Below are 18,674 nucleotides of genomic sequence, written 5' to 3'. Positions count from 1 at the left end.
CCAGGGGCCCCTTTCGCATGGCGCCCGAGTCCCGCGGCGCCCGGGACCTCAGCCCACCGACCCGTAGAACAGCCGATCCACCACCGCCCGGGCCCGCCGGGTGGTGCGCCGGTAGTCGTCCACCAGCTCCCCGCTGTGCCCGGCGCCGTAGCCCAGGTAGCGGGCCACCCCGGCCAGCTCCCGGGCCTCCCCCGGGAAGCTGTCCCCCGGCCGCCCGCGCACCAGCATCACCGCCGCTCGCACCCGGGAGGCCAGCACCCAGGCCGCGTCCAGCACCTCCGCGTCCGCCGGCTCGACCAGCCCGGCCGCCACGGCGGCGGCCAGCGCGTCCCTGGTCCGGGTGGTGCGCAGGGCCGGCAGCTCGTGCCCGTGCTGGAGCTGGAGCAGCTGCACCGTCCACTCCACGTCCGCCAGCCCGCCCCGGCCGATCTTGGTGTGGGTGGTCGGGTCGGCGCCGCGCGGCAGCCGCTCGGCCTCGACCCGCGCCTTGATCCGGCGGATCTCCACCAGGTCCCGCTCCGGCACCCCGGTGCCCGGGTAGCGCAGCGGGTCGATCAGCCGCCGGAACCGCGCGCCCAGCTCCTCGTCCCCGGCCACCGGCTCGGCCCGCAGCAGCGCCTGGCTCTCCCAGGCGTGCGACCAGCGCCGGTAGTACGCCGCGTACGAGGCCAGGGTGCGCACCAGGGGTCCGCTGCGCCCCTCCGGCCGCAGGTCGGCGTCGACCAGCAGCGGCGGCTCGGTGGACGGCGTGCCCAGCAGGGTGCGCAACTCGTTGCAGACCGACTGGGCCGCCTTCGCCGCCTCCTGCTCCAGCGAGCCGAGCAGCGGCTCGTGGACGAAGAGCACGTCGGCGTCCGAGCCGTAGCCCAGCTCGCGGCCGCCGAAGCGGCCCATCGCGATCACCGCGATCCGGGTCGGCAGGTCCCCGTGCTCGGCCTCCCAGCCGGCCACGCAGGCGCGCAGCGCGCCATGCAGAGTGGCCGCGTTGAGCGCGGTCAGCGCCTCCCCCGCGGCGTCCAGCGCCTCGGCGGGGTCCTCCCCGAGCCGGCCGAGCACGTCCGCGGCGGCCGTACGGAACAGCTCCCGGCGGCGCACCGAGCGGGCGGCGGCCACGGCGGCGGCGGTGGACCCGGCCCGACCGACGGCGGCCAGTATCTCCGACTGCAGCGCCGCCCGGCCGCGCGGCACCAGGCCCTGCGGGTCGCCCAGCATGGCCACCGCCTCGGGGGCGCGCAGCAGCAGGTCGGGGGCGAGCCGGCCGGCCGACAGCACCCGGGCCAGCTGCTCGGCGGCGGCGCTCTCGTCCCGCAGCAGCCGCAGGTACCAGGGGGTGCGGCCGAGCGCGTCGGAGACCTGGCGGAAGTTGAGCAGCCCGGCGTCCGGGTCGGCCGAGTCGGCGAACCAGCCGAGCAGCACCGGCAGCAGGGTGCGCTGGATCGCCGCCTTGCGGCTCACCCCGGAGGCCAGCGCGCTGATGTGCCGCAGCGCGGCGGCCGGGTCCGCGTAGCCGAGCGCCTCCAGCCGGGCCCGGGCCGCGTCCGGGGTCAACCCGGCCGCTCCCGGCGGCAGTTCGGCGACGGCATCGAGCAGCGGGCGGTAGAACAGCTTCTCGTGCAGCCGCCGGACCTCCACCGCGTGCCGCTTCCACTCGCGCTGCAGCGCGGCCACCGGGTCGGAGCGGGTGTCGTCGTTGATCAGCGCGGCGAGCGAGCGGGCGAGGCGGCGCAGGTCCTCCTCGGCGGTGGGCATCAGGTGGGTGCGGCGCAGCCGGTAGAGCTGGATGCGGTGCTCCAGCGAGCGCAGGAAGCGGTACGCGGCGTCCAACGAGGCGGCGTCCGCCCGGCCGACGTACCCGCCGCGGGAGAGCGCGGCCAGCGCCTCCAGGGTGTTGCCGCTGCGCAGCGCCGGGTCGGTGCGGCCGTGCACCAGCTGGAGCAGCTGGACGGAGAACTCGACGTCGCGCAGCCCGCCCGGGCCGAGCTTGAGCTGGCGGTCCAGCTCGGTGGCCGGAATGGAGTCGATCACCCGGCGGCGCATCTGCTGCACGTCGGTGACGAAGTTGTCCCGGGCGGCGGCCTGCCAGACCATCGGGGCGAGCGCCTCGACGTACGCGGCGCCGAGCTCGGCGTCCCCGGCGACCGGGCGGGCCTTGAGCAGCGCCTGGAACTCCCAGGTCTTGGCCCAGCGCTGGTAGTAGGCGAGGTGGCTGGCCAGGGTGCGCACCAGCGGGCCGTTGCGGCCCTCGGGGCGCAGATTGGCGTCCACCGGCCAGATGGTGCCCTCGCCGGTGGTGTCCGAGCAGAGCCGGGTGAGCGCCGCGGCCAGCCGGGTGGCGGCCTTGACCGCCTCGTGCTCCTCCACCCCCTCGCGCGGCTCGGCGACGAAGATGACGTCCACGTCCGAGACGTAGTTGAGCTCGCGGCCGCCGCACTTGCCCATGCCGATCACCGCGAGCCGGCAGGCCGCGGCGGCCTCCGGGTCCTGCTCGACGGCGAGGTCCAGGGCGGTCTGCAGGGTGGCGCCGGCCAGGTCGGCGAGTTCGGCGGCGGTCTGGGCCAGGTCGGTGGTGCCGGTGAGGTCGCGGGCGGCGATGGCCAGCAGGCAGCGGCGGTAGGCGGCCCGCAGCGCGTTCGCCGGGCTGAGGGCGCCTCTCTGGCCTTCGGCCCGCACCCCTCCGGCGAGGGCCCCGCGGAAGTCCTCCGGGCCGGGGTGCATGTCACGCAGCTCGAAGGTGACCAGCACGTGCCAGTCGTGCGGGTGCCGGGCCAGGTGGTCGCCGAGCGCGGTGGAGACGCCGAGCACGCCGAGCAGCCGGTCGCGCAGCGGCTTGGCGGTGGTGAGGGTGTCGCGCAGGGTGTGCCGCTCGGCCTCGTCGGCGGCCTCCAGCAGCCGGGCCAGGCCCAGCAGCGCCAGGTCGGGGTCGGCGGTCGCGCCGAGCGCGTCCAGCAGCACCGGGTCTTCGGCCAAGCCCTCCAGCCCGGGGCCCTCCAGCAGCCGCACCGCCTGCGCGGGGTCGCTGAACCCGCGCCGGACCAGCCTGATCTCCGGCCGGCTGACCCGGCTCCCGGCCCGCTGCTCCTCCACCGCCATCAGCCCCTCCATCCGCCTCCAGCAGATTACGCGCCCTGGCGCCGGCCCGCCGGGTGTGACCGGCGGGTGGACCAAGCCCGCTCCACGCCCCCGCCCCACCGCACAACGGGCCCGCCGTCACCCGGAAGGACGACGGCGGGCCCGAAGGGGTTTGAGCCGGTCTCAGAGCACCTGGAGGTTCTTGCGCAGCTCGAACGGGGTGACCTCGGAGCGGTACTCCTCCCACTCCTGGCGCTTGTTGCGCAGGAAGAAGTCGAAGACGTGCTCGCCCAGGGTCTCGGCGACCAGCTCGCTGCGCTGCATCAGGTCGATCGCCTCGCCGAGGTTCTGCGGCATCGGCTGGATGCCGAGGGCGCGGCGCTCGGAGTCGGACAGCGCCCACACGTCGTCGTCGGCGCCGGGCGGGAGCTCGTAGCCCTCCTCGATGCCCTTGAGGCCGGCCGCGAGGGTGACGGCGTAGGCGAGGTACGGGTTGCAACCGGTGTCCAGGGAGCGGACCTCGATCCGGGTGGAGCCCTGCTTGCCCGGCTTGTACATCGGCACCCGGATGAGCGCCGAGCGGTTGTTGTGGCCCCAGCAGATGTACGAGGGCGCCTCGCCGCCGGCGCCGGCGGTGCGCTGGGAGCCGCCCCAGATGCGCTTGTAGGAGTTCACCCACTGGTTGGTGACGGCGGCGGTCTCGGCGGCGTGCTTCAGCAGGCCGGCGATGAAGGATCTGCCGACCTTGGAGAGCTGGTACTCGGCGCCGGACTCGTGGAAGGCGTTGCGGTCGCCCTCGAACAGCGAGACGTGGGTGTGCATGCCGCTGCCGGGGTGCTCGGAGAACGGCTTCGGCATGAAGCTCGCGTGCACGCCCTGCTCCAGCGCGACCTCCTTCATGACCAGCCGGAAGGTCATGATGTTGTCGGCGGTGGACAGCGCGTCGGCGTAGCGCAGGTCGATCTCCTGCTGGCCGGGGGCGCCCTCGTGGTGCGAGAACTCGACCGAGATGCCCATCGACTCCAGCATGGTGATCGCCTGTCGGCGGAAGTCGTGGCCCACCCCGCGCGGGGTGTGGTCGAAGTAGCCGGACTGGTCGGCGGGGATCGGCGGGGTGCCGTCACCGGGCAGGTTCTTCAGCAGGAAGAACTCGATCTCGGGGTGGGTGTAGAAGGTGAAGCCCAGGTCGGAGGCCTTCTCCAGGGTGCGCTTGAGCACGAACCGGGGGTCGGCGTAGGAGGGCGAGCCGTCCGGCATCAGGATGTCGCAGAACATCCGGGCGGTCCCGGGGGTCTCCGAGCGCCACGGCAGGATCTGGAAGGTGGTCGGGTCCGGCTTGGCGATCATGTCGGACTCGTAGACCCGGGCGAAGCCCTCGATCGCCGAGCCGTCGAAGCCGATGCCCTCCTCGAAGGCCTGCTCCAACTCGGCCGGCGCCACCGCGACCGACTTCAGGAACCCGAGCACATCGGTGAACCACAGCCGGACGAACCGGATGTCACGCTCTTCGAGCGTCCGAAGCACGAACTGCTGCTGCTTGCCCATGGGGACAGTCTCACCTCTGCTCTTTACGCTCGTGTTACGCCCGGACGGCCCCGGGAGACCTCGCGCGGCGACTGCCCCCATCATGGCCGATCATCGCGCGACTCGGCAGTGCCGACCCCTGTCCGGCACCCCCGCGCGGGACATTGCGTCAGTTAGACGATTACACTCGGGGGCATGCCCAATCTCCGTCTCGCCCTGAGCCAGATCGACCCCTGGGTCGGTGACATCGCCCGCAACAGCGATGAGGTGGTGCGCTGGACCCGGCAGGCCGTCGAGGCCGGTGCCCAGCTGGTCGCGTTCCCCGAGATGGCCCTGACCGGGTACCCGGTCGAGGACCTCGCCCTGCGCCGCTCGTTCGTCGAGGCCTCCCGCGGTGCGCTGGTCGAGCTGGCGGGGCGGCTGGCCGCCGACGGGCTGGGCGAGGTGCCGGTGGTGGTCGGCTACCTCGGGCGCTCCGAGCACGCGTCGCCGCGGTTCGGCCGCCCGGCCGGGTCGCCACAGAACTGCGCCGCGGTGCTGCACCGGGGCGAGGTGGTCACCCGCTTCGCCAAGCACCACCTGCCCAACTACGGCGTCTTCGACGAGTACCGCTGGTTCGTCCCGGGCGACCAGCTGCCGGTACTGCGGGTGCACGGGGTGGACGTCGCGCTGGCGATCTGCGAGGACATCTGGCAGGACGGCGGCCGGGTCACCGCCGCCCGCGAGGCCGGGGCCGGGCTGCTGCTGGTGGTCAACGGCTCACCGTACGAGCGGAACAAGGACGACCAGCGGCTGGAGCTGGTCCAGCGGCGCGCGGCCGAGGCGGGCTGCACCCTGGCGTACGTCAACATGGTCGGCGGCCAGGACGAGCTGGTCTTCGACGGCGACTCGATCGTGGTCGGCGCGGACGGTGAGGTCCTCGCCCGCTCCCCGCAGTTCGAGGAGCACCTGCTGGTGCTGGACCTCGACCTGCCGGCCGCCAGCAGCGACCACACCGACGGCCTGCTGCTGAGCGACGGGCTGCACCTGGTCCGCACCGAGCTGAGCGGCGAACCGACCGGGGCGCCCGCGGAGAGGCTCGCCGCCAGCGTCGCGGAGCGGCTGTCCGACGAGGCCGAGATCTGGGCCGCGCTGGTCTCCGGCACCCGCGCGTACGTGGCCAAGAACGGCTTCAAGTCGGTGCTGATCGGCCTCTCCGGCGGCATCGACTCGGCGTTGGTGGCCTCGATCGCGGTGGACGCGATCGGCGCCGAGAACGTGTACTGCGTCTCGATGCCCAGCCGCTACTCCTCGCAGCACTCCCGGGACGACGCGGCCGAGCTGGCCCGCCGCACCGGGCTGCACTTCCGGACCGTCTCCATCGCCCCGATGTTCGACGCCTACCTGGGCGCCACCGAGCTGACCGGCCTGGCCGAGGAGAACCTGCAGTCCCGGCTGCGCGGCACCCTGCTGATGGCGATCTCCAACCAGGAGGGGCACATCGTGCTCGCGCCGGGCAACAAGAGCGAGCTGGCGGTGGGCTACTCGACCCTGTACGGCGACTCGGTCGGCGCGTTCGGGCCGATCAAGGACGTCTACAAGTCGCTGATCTTCCGCCTGGCGCGCTGGCGCAACGAGGAGGCCGAGCGGCGCGGCAAGGTGCCGCCGATCCCCGAGAACACGATCAGCAAGCCGCCGTCCGCCGAGCTGCGGCCGGACCAGGTGGACACCGACTCGCTGCCCGACTACGACCTGCTGGACAGCGTGCTGGACCGCTACATCGAGGGCGACGAGGGCCGGGACGCGATCGTCGCCGCCGGCTTCGACCCGGCCGTGGTGGACCGGGTGGTCCGGCTGGTCGACACCGCCGAGTACAAGCGGCGGCAGTACCCGCCGGGCCCGAAGATCTCGGTCAAGAACTTCGGCCGGGACCGCCGCCTGCCGATCACCAACCGCTGGCGGCGCGGCTAGGACTCAGCGCCCGCCTCGCTCCGCTCGGCAGCCGCTGCGCCGGATCGCACCTCCTGATGGTTCACTCGCTGCGCTCGCTCACTGGAACCGGTAGGTGGCGGCCACCGCGAGGTGGTCGCTGCCGTCCCGGGGCAGGGTGCGGGAGTCCACCGGCTTCAGCCCTCCCTTGCTCATGATCTGGTCGATCCGGGCCATCGGGAAGGCGGACGGCCAGCTGAAGCCGAAGCCGTCCCCGGCGGCGCCCTGGGCCGAGCGCATCTGCGAGGTGACCGGCGCCAGACTGCGGTCGTTCATGGTGCCGTTGAGGTCGCCGAGCAGCAGGACCTTCTTCACCCGCTCGCCCTGGATCGCGTCGCCGAGCGCCTGGGCGCTGACGTCCCGCTGGTCGACGGTGAAGCCGCCCTCGGCCTTGAGCCGGACCGACGGCAGGTGCGCGACGTACACCGCGACCGGGCCCTGCGGGGTGGCCACCTCGGCCCGGAACGCCCTGGTCCAGCCCATCTTCAGGTCCACCGGGGAGACCCCGCTGACCGGGTACTTCGACCAGAGCCCGACCGTCCCCTCCACGGAGTGGTACGGGTAGGCGTCGGCGAGGCCGGTCTCGTACGCCCGCAGCTGCTTGCCGGCCAGCTCTTGGAGGGCGACGATCTGGGCGCCCGAGGCGACCAGGCCGCGGATGGTGCCCGGCACGTCGGTGTTGTCGGCTTCGACGTTGTGGCTGACCACCGTCCAGTCGCCCTTGCCGCCGCTCTTGTCGGTCAGCAGCCCGCCGAACAGGTTGGCCCACAGCACGGCGGGCAGCAGCAGGGCGAGCAGCGCGGTGGCGGAGCGGCGCAGCAGCGCGGGCACCAGTAGCACCGGGACGGCCAGGCCCAGCCAGGGCAGGAAGGTCTCCAGCAGGCTGCCGAGGTTGCCGACGCCGTTGGGCACCTCGGCGTGGAAGGCCAGCAGCACGGCGGTGAGCAGGGCCAGCACGGCGATCACCAGTCCGCGCCGCCAGGTGCTGCTGCCGCGGGCGTCCCGGCCCCAGTTCCGCAGGCCGAGGAAGCCGCCGGTACGGCCGGCCGGGGCGGTGTCCGCACCCCCGGTCGTCGCGGCCCGGTCGGTGCTGTCCGCCTGCGTCATGCCGTGGCTCCCTCGCTCGTGCCGTCGCCGGTCCGGCGTCCGGTCCGTGGAGGTACGGGCGGGATGCCGGACTGGTGCCGGTTTGATCGGATACCCGGCTCAGCCTATGCCGGGACAGACGCGGGGTCCCCGGAGCGGGTTCCGGCGTGGCCCGGTTTGGTGAGGCAGGCCACGTCCGGACACGATCGAAGGCCTCAGCGCGGAGCGAGGCCGTCGAGCAGGGCGTCGACCATCTTGCGGGCGAGGTCCGGGTCCTCCAGGTCGGAGTCGTCCCAGAGGATGCTGCGGTAGAGGATCGGACCCATCAGCAGGTCGCCGAGCAGGTCCAGGTCGAGGTCGTCGCGGATCAGGCCCTCGGCGACGGCCTGGCGGATCAGGTGGAGCCCGGCCTCCCGGCGCGGCTTGATCACCCGCTCCTGGTAGGCGGCGTACAGCTCGGGGAGGGTCTGCATCTGGCCGAGGGCGGCCTTGAGCACCCAGCGGGTGCGTTTGGCGAGGCCGCGCCGGCGGACGTAGTCGATCATCTCGATCAGGTCGTCCCGGGCGCTCCCGCCGGACGACTCCGGCACCGGGACCTCCAGCCGGCCGACCACGTCGACCAGCAGGGCCTCCTTGTTGGGCCAGCGCCGGTAGATGGTGGCCTTGCCGACACCGGCGGCGGTGGCGATGCCCTCGATGGTGAGCTCGGAGAGTGTGGTGCCGGCGGCCATCATCTCCTCGACGGCACTGAAGATGGCCTGCTCGGCGGCTTCACTGCGGGGCCGGCCGCGGCGTACCGCCGCGCAGGGCTGCCCGGTGTCGGCGCTCGGCGTGTCCGTCCTCATCCCCGCTGTTTCTCCCTCGCTGTCCCCGGGCGCGCGGGCGCCGTGGCGTTTCCGTAGGCGGTCCGTCGGCGGGGTGGGCCCCCGCCCTGGACCGAGGCCCTGCCGGCCGGCGTACCGGTCGGCAGGGTCATTGTCGCTCAGCCGATCGCAGGTCAGGCGTCGGCGACCGCGCGTCAGGCGTCGGCGGCCGCGGCCTCCCGGGCCTGGCCCGGCTGCGCCGGGGCCTGGCCGGCCGGGCCGCCGGGGGCGGCGGTGCGGCGCGGCAGCAGGAACCAGGCGACCAGCGCGCCGACCAGCGAGATGCCCACCGAGAGCGAGGCCACCACGTGCATGGCGTGGATGAAGGAGTCGTTCGCCGGGGCGATCAGCGCCTTGCCCGCGCCGTTCGGGATCCGGTCGGCGATGGCCAGGGTGGCCTCCAGCGACTCGCCCGCCTTGTCGCGCAGCCCCTCGGGGAGGTGGCTGAGGGTGTCGGACATCCCGTCGCGGTAGACGGTGGAGAGCACCGCGCCGAGCACGGCGACCCCGAGCGAGCCGCCGACCTGGCGGAAGGTGTTGTTGACGGCCGAGCCGGCGCCGGCCTTCTCGCGGGGCAGCGAGCCCATGATCGCGACGGTGACCGGCGGCATGACGTGCGCCATGCCCGCGCCCATCACCAGGCCGAGCACGATCAGCACCCAGATCGGGGTGGTCGCGGTCAGCACGGTGTAGCCGACGAAGCCGAGCGCGACCAGCACCATGCCGCCGGCGGCGGTGGCGGCGACGCCGAGTCGCTCGACCACCAGGCGGGCCCGCGGCGCGAAGATCAGCTGGGCGACGGCCAGCGGCAGCATCAGCAGACCGGCCTGCAGGGCGCTGTAGCCGCGCACGCTCTGGGTGTAGAAGACACCGAAGAAGGAGACGCCCATCAGCGCGAAGAAGATCACGCCGACGACCACCACGGAGGCGCTGAACACCTTGTTGCGGAACCAGGTGACGTCGAGCGCGGGGAACGGGGTGCGGCGCTCGAACCAGACGAAGGCGGCCAGCGCCACCACGCCGATCAGGGTCGGGCCCCAGGCCTCGACGTCGGTGAAGTCGGCCAGCTGACCGCCCTTGATGATGCCGTAGATCAGCGCGACCAGGCCGACGATCGACAGCAGCACGCCGACCGGGTCCATCCGGCCCGGGTTGGGGTCCTTGGACTCGGGGACCAGGAGCGCCATCGCGATCACCGCGACGATCACGATCGGGACGTTGACCAGGAAGACCGAGCCCCACCAGAAGTGCTCGATCAGCAGGCCGCCGGTGATCGGGCCGATGGCGATGGCCAGGCCGACCGCGCCGGCCCAGATGCCGATCGCCTTGGGCTGCTCCTCGCGCTCGAAGACGTTCATGATGATGGCCAGCGTGGCGGGCATCGCGAGCGCGCCGCCGACGCCCATCAGGGCGCGGAAGCCGATGAGTTCACCGGGCGAGCCGGCCATCGCGGACAGCAGCGAGGCGATGCCGAAGACCACCATGCCGGCCAGCAGCGCACGCTTGCGTCCGAAGCGGTCGCCGAGCAGGCCCGAGGTGAAGAGCAGCCCGGCGAAGACCAGGGTGTAGGAGTTGATCGCCCATTCGAGGTCGCTCTGGGTGGCGCCCAGACCGACCGGGGCGGGGGTCGCGATGGTCTTCATCGCGACGTTGAGGATCGAGTTGTCGAGCACGACGACGAGCAGTGCGAGCACCAGGGTGCCCAGGATCGCCCAGCGGCGGCGGTGGATGGCTTCCGGCACACGGGGTGGCGCGGCGGCGGTGGTCATTGGTCTTCCCGTCCGTGTTGATGTGGCACTGGCGGGCATTTGCGAGTCGTGGACGTCTCGTAACCCCCCGCACCAGAGTAGCGGGCAATACGATACGAGACGAGTCCGTTTCGCAAAATGGAGGCAAAGCCCGGGGGCACTGAAGGGGCCGGTGTGGCGTGGATCGCACCCGGCTGCCCGCACCCCTCTTTGCGCTCACGCCGGGGCGTGCAAGCATGGAGGGGATCCGGGGACGCCGCACGGCGCCACGAGACGACAACCCTTCAGGAGTCCGTTCGATGAACGCTTCTTCGCCTTCGCCTGCCCAGAACCAGGCGTCGACCGCCACCCTCTACGGCGGGGTCACCAACCGCCGCGTCACCGTCCGCGACCTCGCCGCCGCCAAGCAGCGCAGCGAGAAGTGGGCGATGCTCACCGCCTACGACGCCCTCACCGCAGGGGTGTTCGACGAGGCCGGGATCCCCGTGCTGCTGGTCGGCGACTCCGCCGGCAACTGCCACCTCGGCTACGAGACCACCGTGCCGGTGACCATGGATCAGATGGTGATGCTCTCCGCCGCCGTCGTCCGCGGCACCAAGCGCGCCATGATCGTCGCCGACCTGCCGTTCGGCTCGTACCAGGAGTCGCCCGCGCAGGCCATGCACAACGCGGCCCGGCTGATGAAGGAGGCCGGGGTCGGCGCGGTCAAGCTGGAGGGCGGGGAGCGCAGCGCCCGCTCCATCGAGCTGCTGGTCGAGGCCGGCATCCCGGTGATGGCGCACATCGGCCTCACCCCGCAGTCGGTGCACGCCTTCGGCGGCTACCCGGTCCAGGGCCGCGGCGACGAGGCGGCGCACCAGCTGCTGCGCGACGCCAAGGCCGTCCAGCAGGCCGGCGCCTTCTCGGTGGTGCTGGAGGCCGTCCCGGCCGAGCTGGCCGCCCAGGTCACCGAACAGCTGGCGATCCCGACCGTCGGCATCGGCGGCGGGCCGGAGACGGACGCCCAGGTGCTGGTCTGGACCGACATGGCCGGCATGACGGCGGGCCGGGTGCCCAAGTTCGTCAAGAAGTACGCGAACCTGCGGGCCGTCCTCGGCGACGCCGCCCGTGAGTTCGCCGAGGAGGTCCGCACCGGCGCCTTCCCGGCGGAGGAGCACAGCTTCCACTGACGGCTGACCCTGCCCGCGACGGGGCCGATCGAAGAAGGCCGGGCCTGCACTTCCCGTACAGGCCCGGCCCCAGTTCGGTCCATTCATGGAACTCATGACGACAGCCCGCGCCCCAGCACGCCTGGGACGCGGGCCAATTGGGTGCTCTATGCGCAGGAAGTCGGCGGAGCCGACTTCCTGCGAGGTAACGCAGTCCCCTCCCGCGCGACAGAGGGGGAGCTGCGGGAAGATTAGACGAATTTCTAACCGCCACTGCTTCGGCGAGGCCGAAGCAGCGGCGTCGTCTCCCCGGCCCGGAAGGGGGCCGTATCGCCACAAGATGGGGCCAGGCCGGTCGTGGTGCGAAGTGTTGCACTGACAATCACCAGGCCAGTTGGTTGACCTGGCTCAGGATGAGCAGCCCTCTCGGAAGCGAGCCCATCGCTGAGCTGCCTGGTTCACTCCAGCAGTCCACGGGTCCGGGTGAGCTCCCGCGATGTCGGCCCACATGCGGGCCTGAGCCTGCGCGAAGACGTTCACCAGTGCGGGGTCGCCGAGCCCCCAAGCGGGAATCCGGGCAGCCCAGGCCTCTGCCGCGGCCGGGCTGTGGTCGCCCGCAGCGATCAACCAGATCACCCACAGGGCCGGGTCGATCCAGGGGGCCCCGCGGGTCGCCCACGCCCAGTCGACCAGAAGCGCACGGTCCCCCTGAATCAGGACGTTCTCGTTGTTCAGGTCGGTGTGCAGCAGGCAACTTCCGGCGAACCGCGACAGCATCTCCGAGTCGTCCACGTAGGCGGCCCATCGCTGCTCGGCCCGGCGAAGCTCGATCGGGGGCACGAGGTGTGGCCGAGTCGGCTGAGGGTCTCGACCATCAGCTCCAGGTCCCCGACCACCTTGTAGTCGGCGTGGCGGGCCTCGACATGCTCGAACGCAACGAGGCACCAGCCGCCAACCTCCAGATGCCACAGCAGAGCGGGAGCGAGGCCTGCCACGTAGTGGTTGATCTCGGCCTCGCGCCGCTGCGTCCACACGCGTGGGTGACTCAGCTGCATTCCCTTGACGAAGACAGTGCCACTGGAGGTGGTGAGCCTGGCGGCGATCTCGGAGTTGAAACCGGCCGAGACGGTCTCCGCGGCAAGGATCGGCGTGCCGAGCCGGGCGGTGACGCCCTGGTGCACGGATCCGGGAAGGTCTGCCCAGTGAATGCGGGTGGTGGTCACGGTGTCCAGGTTCCCAGAGTCAGCCCAGAGGCCGACGGCACCACAGCCGTCGGCCACCGGGGAGACGCGCCTTACCGGTACGGGTTGTCGTCGCTGCACCCGGGGAGGGCGTCAGCGCCGACTCCCTGGGAAGAAACTCCCGACTGGGAACGCCAGTCGGCTGCCGCCGTGTTCGGCCAGGTTCGAGACTTCGTCACCGTCAGCGGTGGCACGACCGCCAAGCTCACCCGGGAGCAGAAAGGACGCTTCGTCGCCCTGTGCTGGATCGGCCAGATCCACAAGCACATCCCGAATCCGAAGCCGAGTTACGTTGCCGACTGGGATGCCCTGCCGAACTGGCAGAAGGAGACGGACTCCGACATCTTCGAACACATCGAGCAGGCTGTCTGAATTTCCGCTCGTTGGCCCCAGTGCGCGGGGCCAAAGCCAAACCGCTGGGCAAGTTCGCCAACGCGCTTTAGTTGCGCTGCCCCCTTGGCTCACCAAGGGGGCACCGCCGTCGACTGGCTCATCTTCCGAATTTTTTGGCGCCGGCCTCCTCCTAAGAGGAGGCCCACACAGCGATGACAGCGGGGTGACAGCGGCGTGACAGCACGCCCGGCCGCGCAACAGGGGGCTGACAGCCGGGGCGGACAGCCTGGAGGCATGACAGGAATCGCCACCGCCCCGAACACGCGGGGAACTGCCGGGAACGCCGTCGAGGTGCACGGCATCGTCAAGCACTACGGCGCCACCAAGGCCCTCGACGGGGTCGACCTCGCCGTCCGCGAGGGCACCGTCCTCGCCCTGCTCGGCCCCAACGGCGCGGGCAAGACCACCCTGGTCCGTGTCCTCTCCACCCTGATCAAGCCCGACGCCGGCACCGCGTACGTCGGCGGCTACGACGTCCTGCGCCAGCCCAAGCAGCTGCGCCGCACCATCGGCCTGACCGGCCAGTACGCCTCGGTGGACGAGCTGCTCTCCGGCTACGAGAACCTCTACCTGATCGGCCGGCTCCTCGATCTCTCCAGCCGCGAGGCCAAGGCCCGGGCCGCCGAACTGCTGGAGCGCTTCTCGCTCACCGAGGCCGCCAAGCGGCCCGCCAAGACCTACTCCGGCGGCATGCGCCGCCGCCTCGACCTGGCCGCCAGCATGATCGGCCGCCCCCGGGTGCTCTACCTGGACGAGCCCACCACCGGCCTGGACCCGCGCACCCGCAACGAGGTCTGGGACGAGGTGCAGCGGATGGTCGCCGAGGGCAGCACCGTGCTGCTGACCACCCAGTACATGGAGGAGGCGGAGCAGCTCGCGAGCGAACTGACCGTCATCGACCGCGGCAAGGTGATCGCCAACGGCCGCGTCGCCGAGCTCAAGGCCAGGGTCGGCGGCCAGACCCTCCAGGTCCGCCCCGCGCACCCGGCCGAACTGTCCGAGATGGCCCGCTGCCTGCACGAGAGCGGCATCCTCAGCGCCACCGCCTCGCACGACGACGGCCTGCTCGCGGTGCCGATCACCGGCGAGGAGCACCTGACCGCCGTCATCTCGGTGCTCGGCACCCGCGGCTTCGCGATCGCCGGCATCGACACCAAGGTCCCCAGCCTGGACGAGGTCTTCCTCGCCATCACCGGCAAGCCCACCGCCGACGCGGCCACCGCCCCCGCCACCGACCTCGTCAAGGAGCCCGTCGCATGACCACCGCCACGCTCGCCCCCGCCCGGGTGGAGGACACCCGGATCGGCCTGGCCGGCACCCTGCGCCACGTCGGCGCGCTGACCAGGCGCAACCTGATGCGGATCAAGGCCGACCCGGAGTCGATGTTCGACGCCGTGCTGATGCCGATCGTCTTCACCGTGCTGTTCGTCTACGTCTTCGGCGGCGCCATCTTCGCCGGCAACCAGGACGAGTACAAGCAGTTCATGATCCCCGGTCTGCTCGGGCAGACCGGCATGACCCTGGCGCTGGCCGTCGGCACCGGCCTGAACAGCGACTTCCAGACCGGGGTGATGGACCGTTTCCGCACCCTGCCGATCGGCCGGGCCTCCGTTCTGCTGTCCAAGATCGTGGCGGAGACCCTGCGGGCGCTGCTGTCCTCCGCGATCCTGCTGACCTTCGCGTTCATCCTCGGCTTCGAACTGAAGACCGGTGTGCCGGAGCTGCTGGCCGCGGTCGGCCTGTCACTGGTGTTCGGCATGTCGATCGTCTGGATCTCGATGCTGCTGGGCATGTCGATGAAGAGCGCCCAGGCGGTGCAGGGCGTCTCCATGCTGGTCCTGATGCCGATGCAGTTCGGCAGCTCGATCTTCGCGCCGACCGACACCATGCCGGGCTGGCTCCAGGCCTTCACCAAGGTCAACCCGCTGTCCGCGCTGGCCGACGCCTCCCGCGCCCTGCTCAACGGCCAGGGGGCGGTGGCCCACCCGGTGATGATCGTGCTGATCTGGTCGGCCGCCGCCACCGCGATCTTCGCCCCGCTCGCGGTGGCCCGCTTCCGCAAGCGGACCTGAGCGAGCGGTGCGAGGACTTGCGGCGCGAGGACGCGCGCCGCAAGGAGCCGGCCGGCGGCCAGGGGACGGGCGCCGGCCGGCCACCGCTATCCGATCAACTCCTCCAGCAGCGCCTGGGTCTGCCGCTGGGTCAGCCCCTCGCCCTCGGCGCGGGCCTCCTCGAACCCGGCATCGCCCAGCAGCCCCCGCAGCAGGACGGTCATCCGCTCGCTCTCGACGCGCTCCAGGTAGCCGCCCTTCGGGCCGTGCAGCCCGCCCTGCGCCCCCATCATCACCGCCGCCAGCCGGGCCCGCCCCAGGTCCCCGTCGCGCACGGCGAAGGAGCACAGCACCCCGCACACCGCGGGCACCACCATCACGGTCATGTGCTCGGCGAAACCGCTGGCGGCCGTCATCGCCCGCAGCGACCGGCGGCCCTCGCGCAGCATGGCGAGCCCCCGCTCCGGGTCCCCGGCCCGGGCGGTGACCCAGCCCCGGGCGCTGTACAGCAGCCCGTTGACGATGCTCGGCGCGAAGCCGCCCACCTTGATCCCGTCGAGGACGTCCAGCTCGGCCAGCGCCTCCCGGTACTCCCCGCGTTGGGCCCGGATGCCGCAGAGCGTCAGGTACCCCATCATCAGGGCACCGGTGGTGGACTGGTCGGCGCCCGGGGAGCCGACGGACTCCACCGCCTCGCGGACCACCCGCTCGCCCTCCTCCAGATCGGCCTCCAGCAGGGCGCTGCCGAGGTGCACCTTGAGGATCGGCACCTCCTGCGGCGCGCCCAGCGCCTCGGCCAGCTCGATCGCCCGCCGGTACGCGGCGGCGGCGGCCGCGGAATCGCCCCGGTTGGCCAGCGCCTCGCCGCGGGCCGACATCGCCTGCGAGATCCCCCAGAGGTTGCCGACCCGCTCGTACAGCTCCAGGGAGCGCTCGCCGTCCCGGATGCTCTGTTCCAGGCCGCCCGGCCAGTCGTTCAGCATCCTGGCCCGGGCCTGCAGGATGAACGCCAGGTCGTTCGGCGTGCCGTGCACCTCGCAGCCGCGGACCGCGTCGTCCAGCAGTTCCCTCATCAGCTCCAGCCGGCCGGTCAGGAAGGCCCCGAACACCCGCATCAGCGCCGGGAACCGGTACGCCTGCGGCAGCTCCGGGGTGTAGGCGCCCATCAGGCGGTGGGCCACGGCGACCGCCTCCGGGTCGCCGAGCACGTCCAGGTTCCCCTCGAACAGCCCGATCAGCCGGAACATCGCGAGCAGCCGGCGGGCCTCGTGGAGCACGCCCTCGGGCATCGGCAGGCCGTACTCGAGCACATTGCGCTCCAGCGGCACCGGCGGCGGGACGTCCGGGCCGAACGGGTCCGCCGCCAGCGCCGCGACCGCGTTGTACCAGCCGCGGGCCTCCAGGCTGTAGCTGCGCAGCGACCAGTACCAGCTCATGCCCAGCGCGAGGACCAGCGCCGGCTGCTCGTCGCCGCGGTCGATCGCGCGGCGCAGCGCGGCCCGGACGTTGTCCTGCTCGCGATCCAGCACGGCCAGCCAGTGCAGCTGCCGGGAGCCGTGGATCTCCAGGTCCGCGGTGGCGACGACGGAGCAGAAGTGGGCCAGGTGGCGGGACTCGGTGGCGGCGCGCTCGGCGGCGGACTCGGCCAGGCGCTCGGTCGCGTACTCGTGGATGGTCTCCAGCATCCGGTAGCGCGGCAGGCTGCCGTCGTCCAGGTCGGCCACCAGCAGGGACTTGTCGACCAGGGAGAGCAGCAGATCGGCGACCTCGCCCCGGGGCACCACGGCGGCGTCCGCGCAGATCGCCTCGGCGTCCTCCAACCGCCAGCCGCCGGCGAACACCGACAGCCGGCGCAGCACCGCCCGCTCGCGTTTGCCCAGGAGGTCCCAGCTCCAGTCGACCACCGCGCGCAGGGTCTGCTGGCGCGGCAGCAGGGTGCGGCTGCCGGCGGTGAGCAGCGCGAAGCGGCCGTCCAGCCGGTCGGCGATCTGGCGGGCCGTCATCACCCGCAGCCGGGCGGCGGCCAGTTCGATGGCCAGCGGCAGGCCGTCCAGGCGGCGGCAGATCTCGGCGCAGGCCTCCGGGTCGCTCTGCGGGTCGAAGCCGGGACGGGCGGTGGCGGCGCGCTCGGCCAGCAGCCGCAGCGCCACCGGGTCGGGCAGCGGCTCGACCGGGAGCACCGTCTCGCCGGGCACGCCGAGCGGTTCGCGGCTGGTGGCGAGCACGGTCAGCCCGGGGCACTCGGCGAGCAGCACGTCGGCGAGGTCGGCGGCGGCCTGGATCAGGTGCTCGCAGTTGTCCAGGACCAGCAGCATCCGGCGGTGACCGCAGTGTTCTATCAGTCGGCGCACCGGGTCCTCGGCGCGCTTCTCCATCACCTCGGCGACCATGTTGGCGGCGTGCAGCTGGATCTCGCGCAGGCCGAGCGCGGAGACCACGGCGGCGGGGACGGCGTCCGGGCTCTCCAGCGGGGCGAGTTCGGCCACCCAGACGCCGTCCGGCCAGTGCCCGACGGACTGCTCGGCGCGGCCGGCCTCGATCGACAGCCTGGTCTTGCCGGAGCCGCCGGGGCCGGTCAGGGTGACGATCCGGCGCTCCGCCACCAGCGCGCGCAGGGTGGCGAGATCGGCCTCCCGGCCGACGAAGCTGGTCAGTCGACCGCGCAGATTGCCTCCGGCGCGCGGGAGTTGGGGCGCCGACTGTTTCCCGACCACCGGCGCCGGGTCCGAGGAGGCGAGCAACTCGGCGTGGAGGGACCGGAGTCCGCGACCGGGGTCGACGCCGAGCTCGTCCGCCAGGGCGCGCCTGGTCCGCTCGTAGTGGCGCAGCGCCTCGGCGGTGCGGCCGCTGTCGTGCAGCGCCCGGAGCATCAGCAGCTGCAACGGTTCGTCCAGCGGCTGCCGTTCGCACAGCTCGGCGAGTTCGGCGACCAGCTCGGCGGCCCGGCCGAGCCCGAGGTCGGCGGTGATCCGGTGGCGGCGGGCCTCCTCGCGCTGGGCCTCCAGCCGGGCGGCCGGGCCGGTGCGGTCGGGCAGGTCCGCGAGGGCCGGGCCGCGCCACAGGGCGAGCGCGGCGCGCAGCCGATCGGCGGCCAGCGCGTGGTCGCCGGCGTCCAGGGCGCGGCGGCCCTCGCCACTCAGCCGCTGGAAGTCGGCGAGGTCGGTGGCCGGCCCGGTCAGCCAGTACCCGGCGGGGCCGGAGCCGACCTGCTCGCGGCCGATGGTGCGGCGCAGCCGGCCGACCAGGGTCTGCAGCGCGGCGGAGGAGTCCTGCGGCGGTTCGGCGTCCCACACCTCGTCCACCAGCAGGTCGGCCGGGACCGGTCGGCCCTGGCGCAGGACCAGCGCGGTGAGCAGGGCCCGCAGCCGGGCGCCGCCCAGTGGGACCGGTGTGCCGTCGTCGTGGTGGGCCGTGGTGGTCCCGAGGATGCCGTAGTGCACCGGTCCATTCTGGTCGATGGGCGGCGGTGGGGCCGCACAATTGTGCCTACCCCCGCGACCGGGCCCGGACGGCGGCGGAACCGGGGGCGAGCCCTCGGACGTTCACCCGGCACGGCTTGTCCGTCCACCGGCCCGCCCGGCAT

The 18,674-nt window shown here is 72.7% G+C and carries 13 protein-coding genes; 5 read left to right on the top strand and 8 right to left on the bottom strand.

Annotated elements, in window-relative coordinates; all coding sequences use genetic code 11:
• Nucleotides 1-48: 48 nt before the first annotated feature.
• Together ABZW30_RS33610 and glnA are read right to left on the bottom strand one after the other, a co-directional pair.
• Nucleotides 49-3,090 carry a bifunctional [glutamine synthetase] adenylyltransferase/[glutamine synthetase]-adenylyl-L-tyrosine phosphorylase gene (locus ABZW30_RS33610; RefSeq protein WP_355675017.1) on the bottom strand — a complete coding sequence of 1,014 codons (3,042 nt, stop codon included), beginning with the start codon at nucleotides 3,088-3,090 and terminating at the stop codon, nucleotides 49-51.
• A gap of 162 nt (nucleotides 3,091-3,252) precedes the next feature.
• Nucleotides 3,253-4,614 (bottom strand): type I glutamate--ammonia ligase, encoded by a 1,362-nt coding sequence (glnA, locus tag ABZW30_RS33605; protein ID WP_355675016.1) that lies wholly within the window; start codon nucleotides 4,612-4,614, stop codon nucleotides 3,253-3,255.
• Nucleotides 4,615-4,788: 174 nt separating this feature from the next.
• Between glnA and ABZW30_RS33600 the strand changes: the two genes are divergently transcribed.
• Complete coding sequence (locus tag ABZW30_RS33600) at nucleotides 4,789-6,543, top strand: NAD+ synthase (protein ID WP_355675015.1); 1,755 nt, start codon at nucleotides 4,789-4,791, stop codon at nucleotides 6,541-6,543.
• 78 nt (nucleotides 6,544-6,621) lie between these two features.
• Here ABZW30_RS33600 and ABZW30_RS33595 read toward each other — a convergent pair whose 3' ends face one another.
• The 3 genes from ABZW30_RS33595 to ABZW30_RS33585 form a co-directional block, all read right to left on the bottom strand.
• Entirely contained in the window at nucleotides 6,622-7,668 is a 1,047-nt protein-coding gene (locus tag ABZW30_RS33595) for an endonuclease/exonuclease/phosphatase family protein (RefSeq protein ID WP_355675014.1), read from the bottom strand.
• Nucleotides 7,669-7,862: 194 nt separating this feature from the next.
• Nucleotides 7,863-8,492, bottom strand: coding sequence for a TetR/AcrR family transcriptional regulator (locus ABZW30_RS33590; RefSeq protein WP_355675013.1), 630 nt, complete (start codon nucleotides 8,490-8,492; stop codon nucleotides 7,863-7,865).
• A 173-nt stretch (nucleotides 8,493-8,665) separates the two neighbouring features.
• Entirely contained in the window at nucleotides 8,666-10,279 is a 1,614-nt protein-coding gene (locus ABZW30_RS33585) for a DHA2 family efflux MFS transporter permease subunit (RefSeq protein WP_355675012.1), read from the bottom strand.
• 278 nt (nucleotides 10,280-10,557) lie between these two features.
• Between ABZW30_RS33585 and panB the strand changes: the two genes are divergently transcribed.
• Nucleotides 10,558-11,427, top strand: coding sequence for a 3-methyl-2-oxobutanoate hydroxymethyltransferase (gene panB, locus ABZW30_RS33580; RefSeq protein WP_355675011.1), 870 nt, complete (start codon nucleotides 10,558-10,560; stop codon nucleotides 11,425-11,427).
• 387 nt (nucleotides 11,428-11,814) lie between these two features.
• Here the strand turns inward: panB and ABZW30_RS33575 are convergent, their stop codons facing one another.
• Complete coding sequence (locus ABZW30_RS33575; protein ID WP_355675010.1) at nucleotides 11,815-12,183, bottom strand: phosphotransferase; 369 nt, start codon at nucleotides 12,181-12,183, stop codon at nucleotides 11,815-11,817.
• Nucleotides 12,138-12,629 carry a hypothetical protein gene (locus ABZW30_RS33570; RefSeq protein ID WP_355675009.1) on the bottom strand — a complete coding sequence of 164 codons (492 nt, stop codon included), beginning with the start codon at nucleotides 12,627-12,629 and terminating at the stop codon, nucleotides 12,138-12,140. Before ABZW30_RS33570 ends, ABZW30_RS33575 begins: the two co-directional genes overlap by 46 nt.
• An 84-nt stretch (nucleotides 12,630-12,713) precedes the next feature.
• Between ABZW30_RS33570 and ABZW30_RS33565 the strand changes: the two genes are divergently transcribed.
• The 3 genes from ABZW30_RS33565 (at nucleotide 12,714) to ABZW30_RS33555 (ending at nucleotide 15,112) form a co-directional block, all read left to right on the top strand.
• Entirely contained in the window at nucleotides 12,714-13,019 is a 306-nt protein-coding gene (locus ABZW30_RS33565) for a hypothetical protein (RefSeq protein WP_355675008.1), read from the top strand.
• Between the two features lie 255 nt (nucleotides 13,020-13,274).
• A complete protein-coding gene (locus tag ABZW30_RS33560; protein ID WP_355675007.1) occupies nucleotides 13,275-14,300 on the top strand; it encodes an ATP-binding cassette domain-containing protein in 1,026 nt (341 codons plus the stop codon).
• A complete protein-coding gene (locus ABZW30_RS33555; RefSeq protein ID WP_355675006.1) occupies nucleotides 14,297-15,112 on the top strand; it encodes an ABC transporter permease in 816 nt (271 codons plus the stop codon). The genes ABZW30_RS33560 and ABZW30_RS33555 overlap by 4 nt, the downstream gene beginning before the upstream one ends.
• Before the next feature lie 86 nt (nucleotides 15,113-15,198).
• On the opposite strand, the gene ABZW30_RS33550 is transcribed toward ABZW30_RS33555, so the two are convergent.
• On the bottom strand, nucleotides 15,199-18,531 hold the full coding sequence (locus tag ABZW30_RS33550) for a BTAD domain-containing putative transcriptional regulator (RefSeq protein ID WP_355675005.1): 3,333 nt from the start codon (nucleotides 18,529-18,531) through the stop codon (nucleotides 15,199-15,201).
• Nucleotides 18,532-18,674: the final 143 nt, after the last annotated feature.

This window comes from Kitasatospora sp. NPDC004669, from assembly GCF_040609455.1.
GTDB lineage: Bacteria > Actinomycetota > Actinomycetes > Streptomycetales > Streptomycetaceae > Kitasatospora.
Note: the sequence above shows the minus strand (reverse complement) of the source record. Positions and strands in the feature narration are given on the sequence as shown.

Excerpts from the sequence above, each read along its gene's own strand:
- ABZW30_RS33575 (WP_355675010.1), bottom strand. The coding sequence starts at position 12,183 with ATGCTGTCGCGGTTCGCCGGAAGTTGCCTGCTGCACACCGACCTGAAC.
- ABZW30_RS33610 (WP_355675017.1), bottom strand. The coding sequence starts at position 3,090 with ATGGCGGTGGAGGAGCAGCGGGCCGGGAGCCGGGTCAGCCGGCCGGAG.
- ABZW30_RS33595 (WP_355675014.1), bottom strand. The coding sequence starts at position 7,668 with ATGACGCAGGCGGACAGCACCGACCGGGCCGCGACGACCGGGGGTGCG.
- ABZW30_RS33555 (WP_355675006.1), top strand. The coding sequence starts at position 14,297 with ATGACCACCGCCACGCTCGCCCCCGCCCGGGTGGAGGACACCCGGATC.
- ABZW30_RS33560 (WP_355675007.1), top strand. The coding sequence starts at position 13,275 with ATGACAGGAATCGCCACCGCCCCGAACACGCGGGGAACTGCCGGGAAC.
- ABZW30_RS33600 (WP_355675015.1), top strand. The coding sequence starts at position 4,789 with ATGCCCAATCTCCGTCTCGCCCTGAGCCAGATCGACCCCTGGGTCGGT.
- panB (WP_355675011.1), top strand. The coding sequence starts at position 10,558 with ATGAACGCTTCTTCGCCTTCGCCTGCCCAGAACCAGGCGTCGACCGCC.
- ABZW30_RS33590 (WP_355675013.1), bottom strand. The coding sequence starts at position 8,492 with ATGAGGACGGACACGCCGAGCGCCGACACCGGGCAGCCCTGCGCGGCG.
- ABZW30_RS33585 (WP_355675012.1), bottom strand. The coding sequence starts at position 10,279 with ATGACCACCGCCGCCGCGCCACCCCGTGTGCCGGAAGCCATCCACCGC.
- glnA (WP_355675016.1), bottom strand. The coding sequence starts at position 4,614 with ATGGGCAAGCAGCAGCAGTTCGTGCTTCGGACGCTCGAAGAGCGTGAC.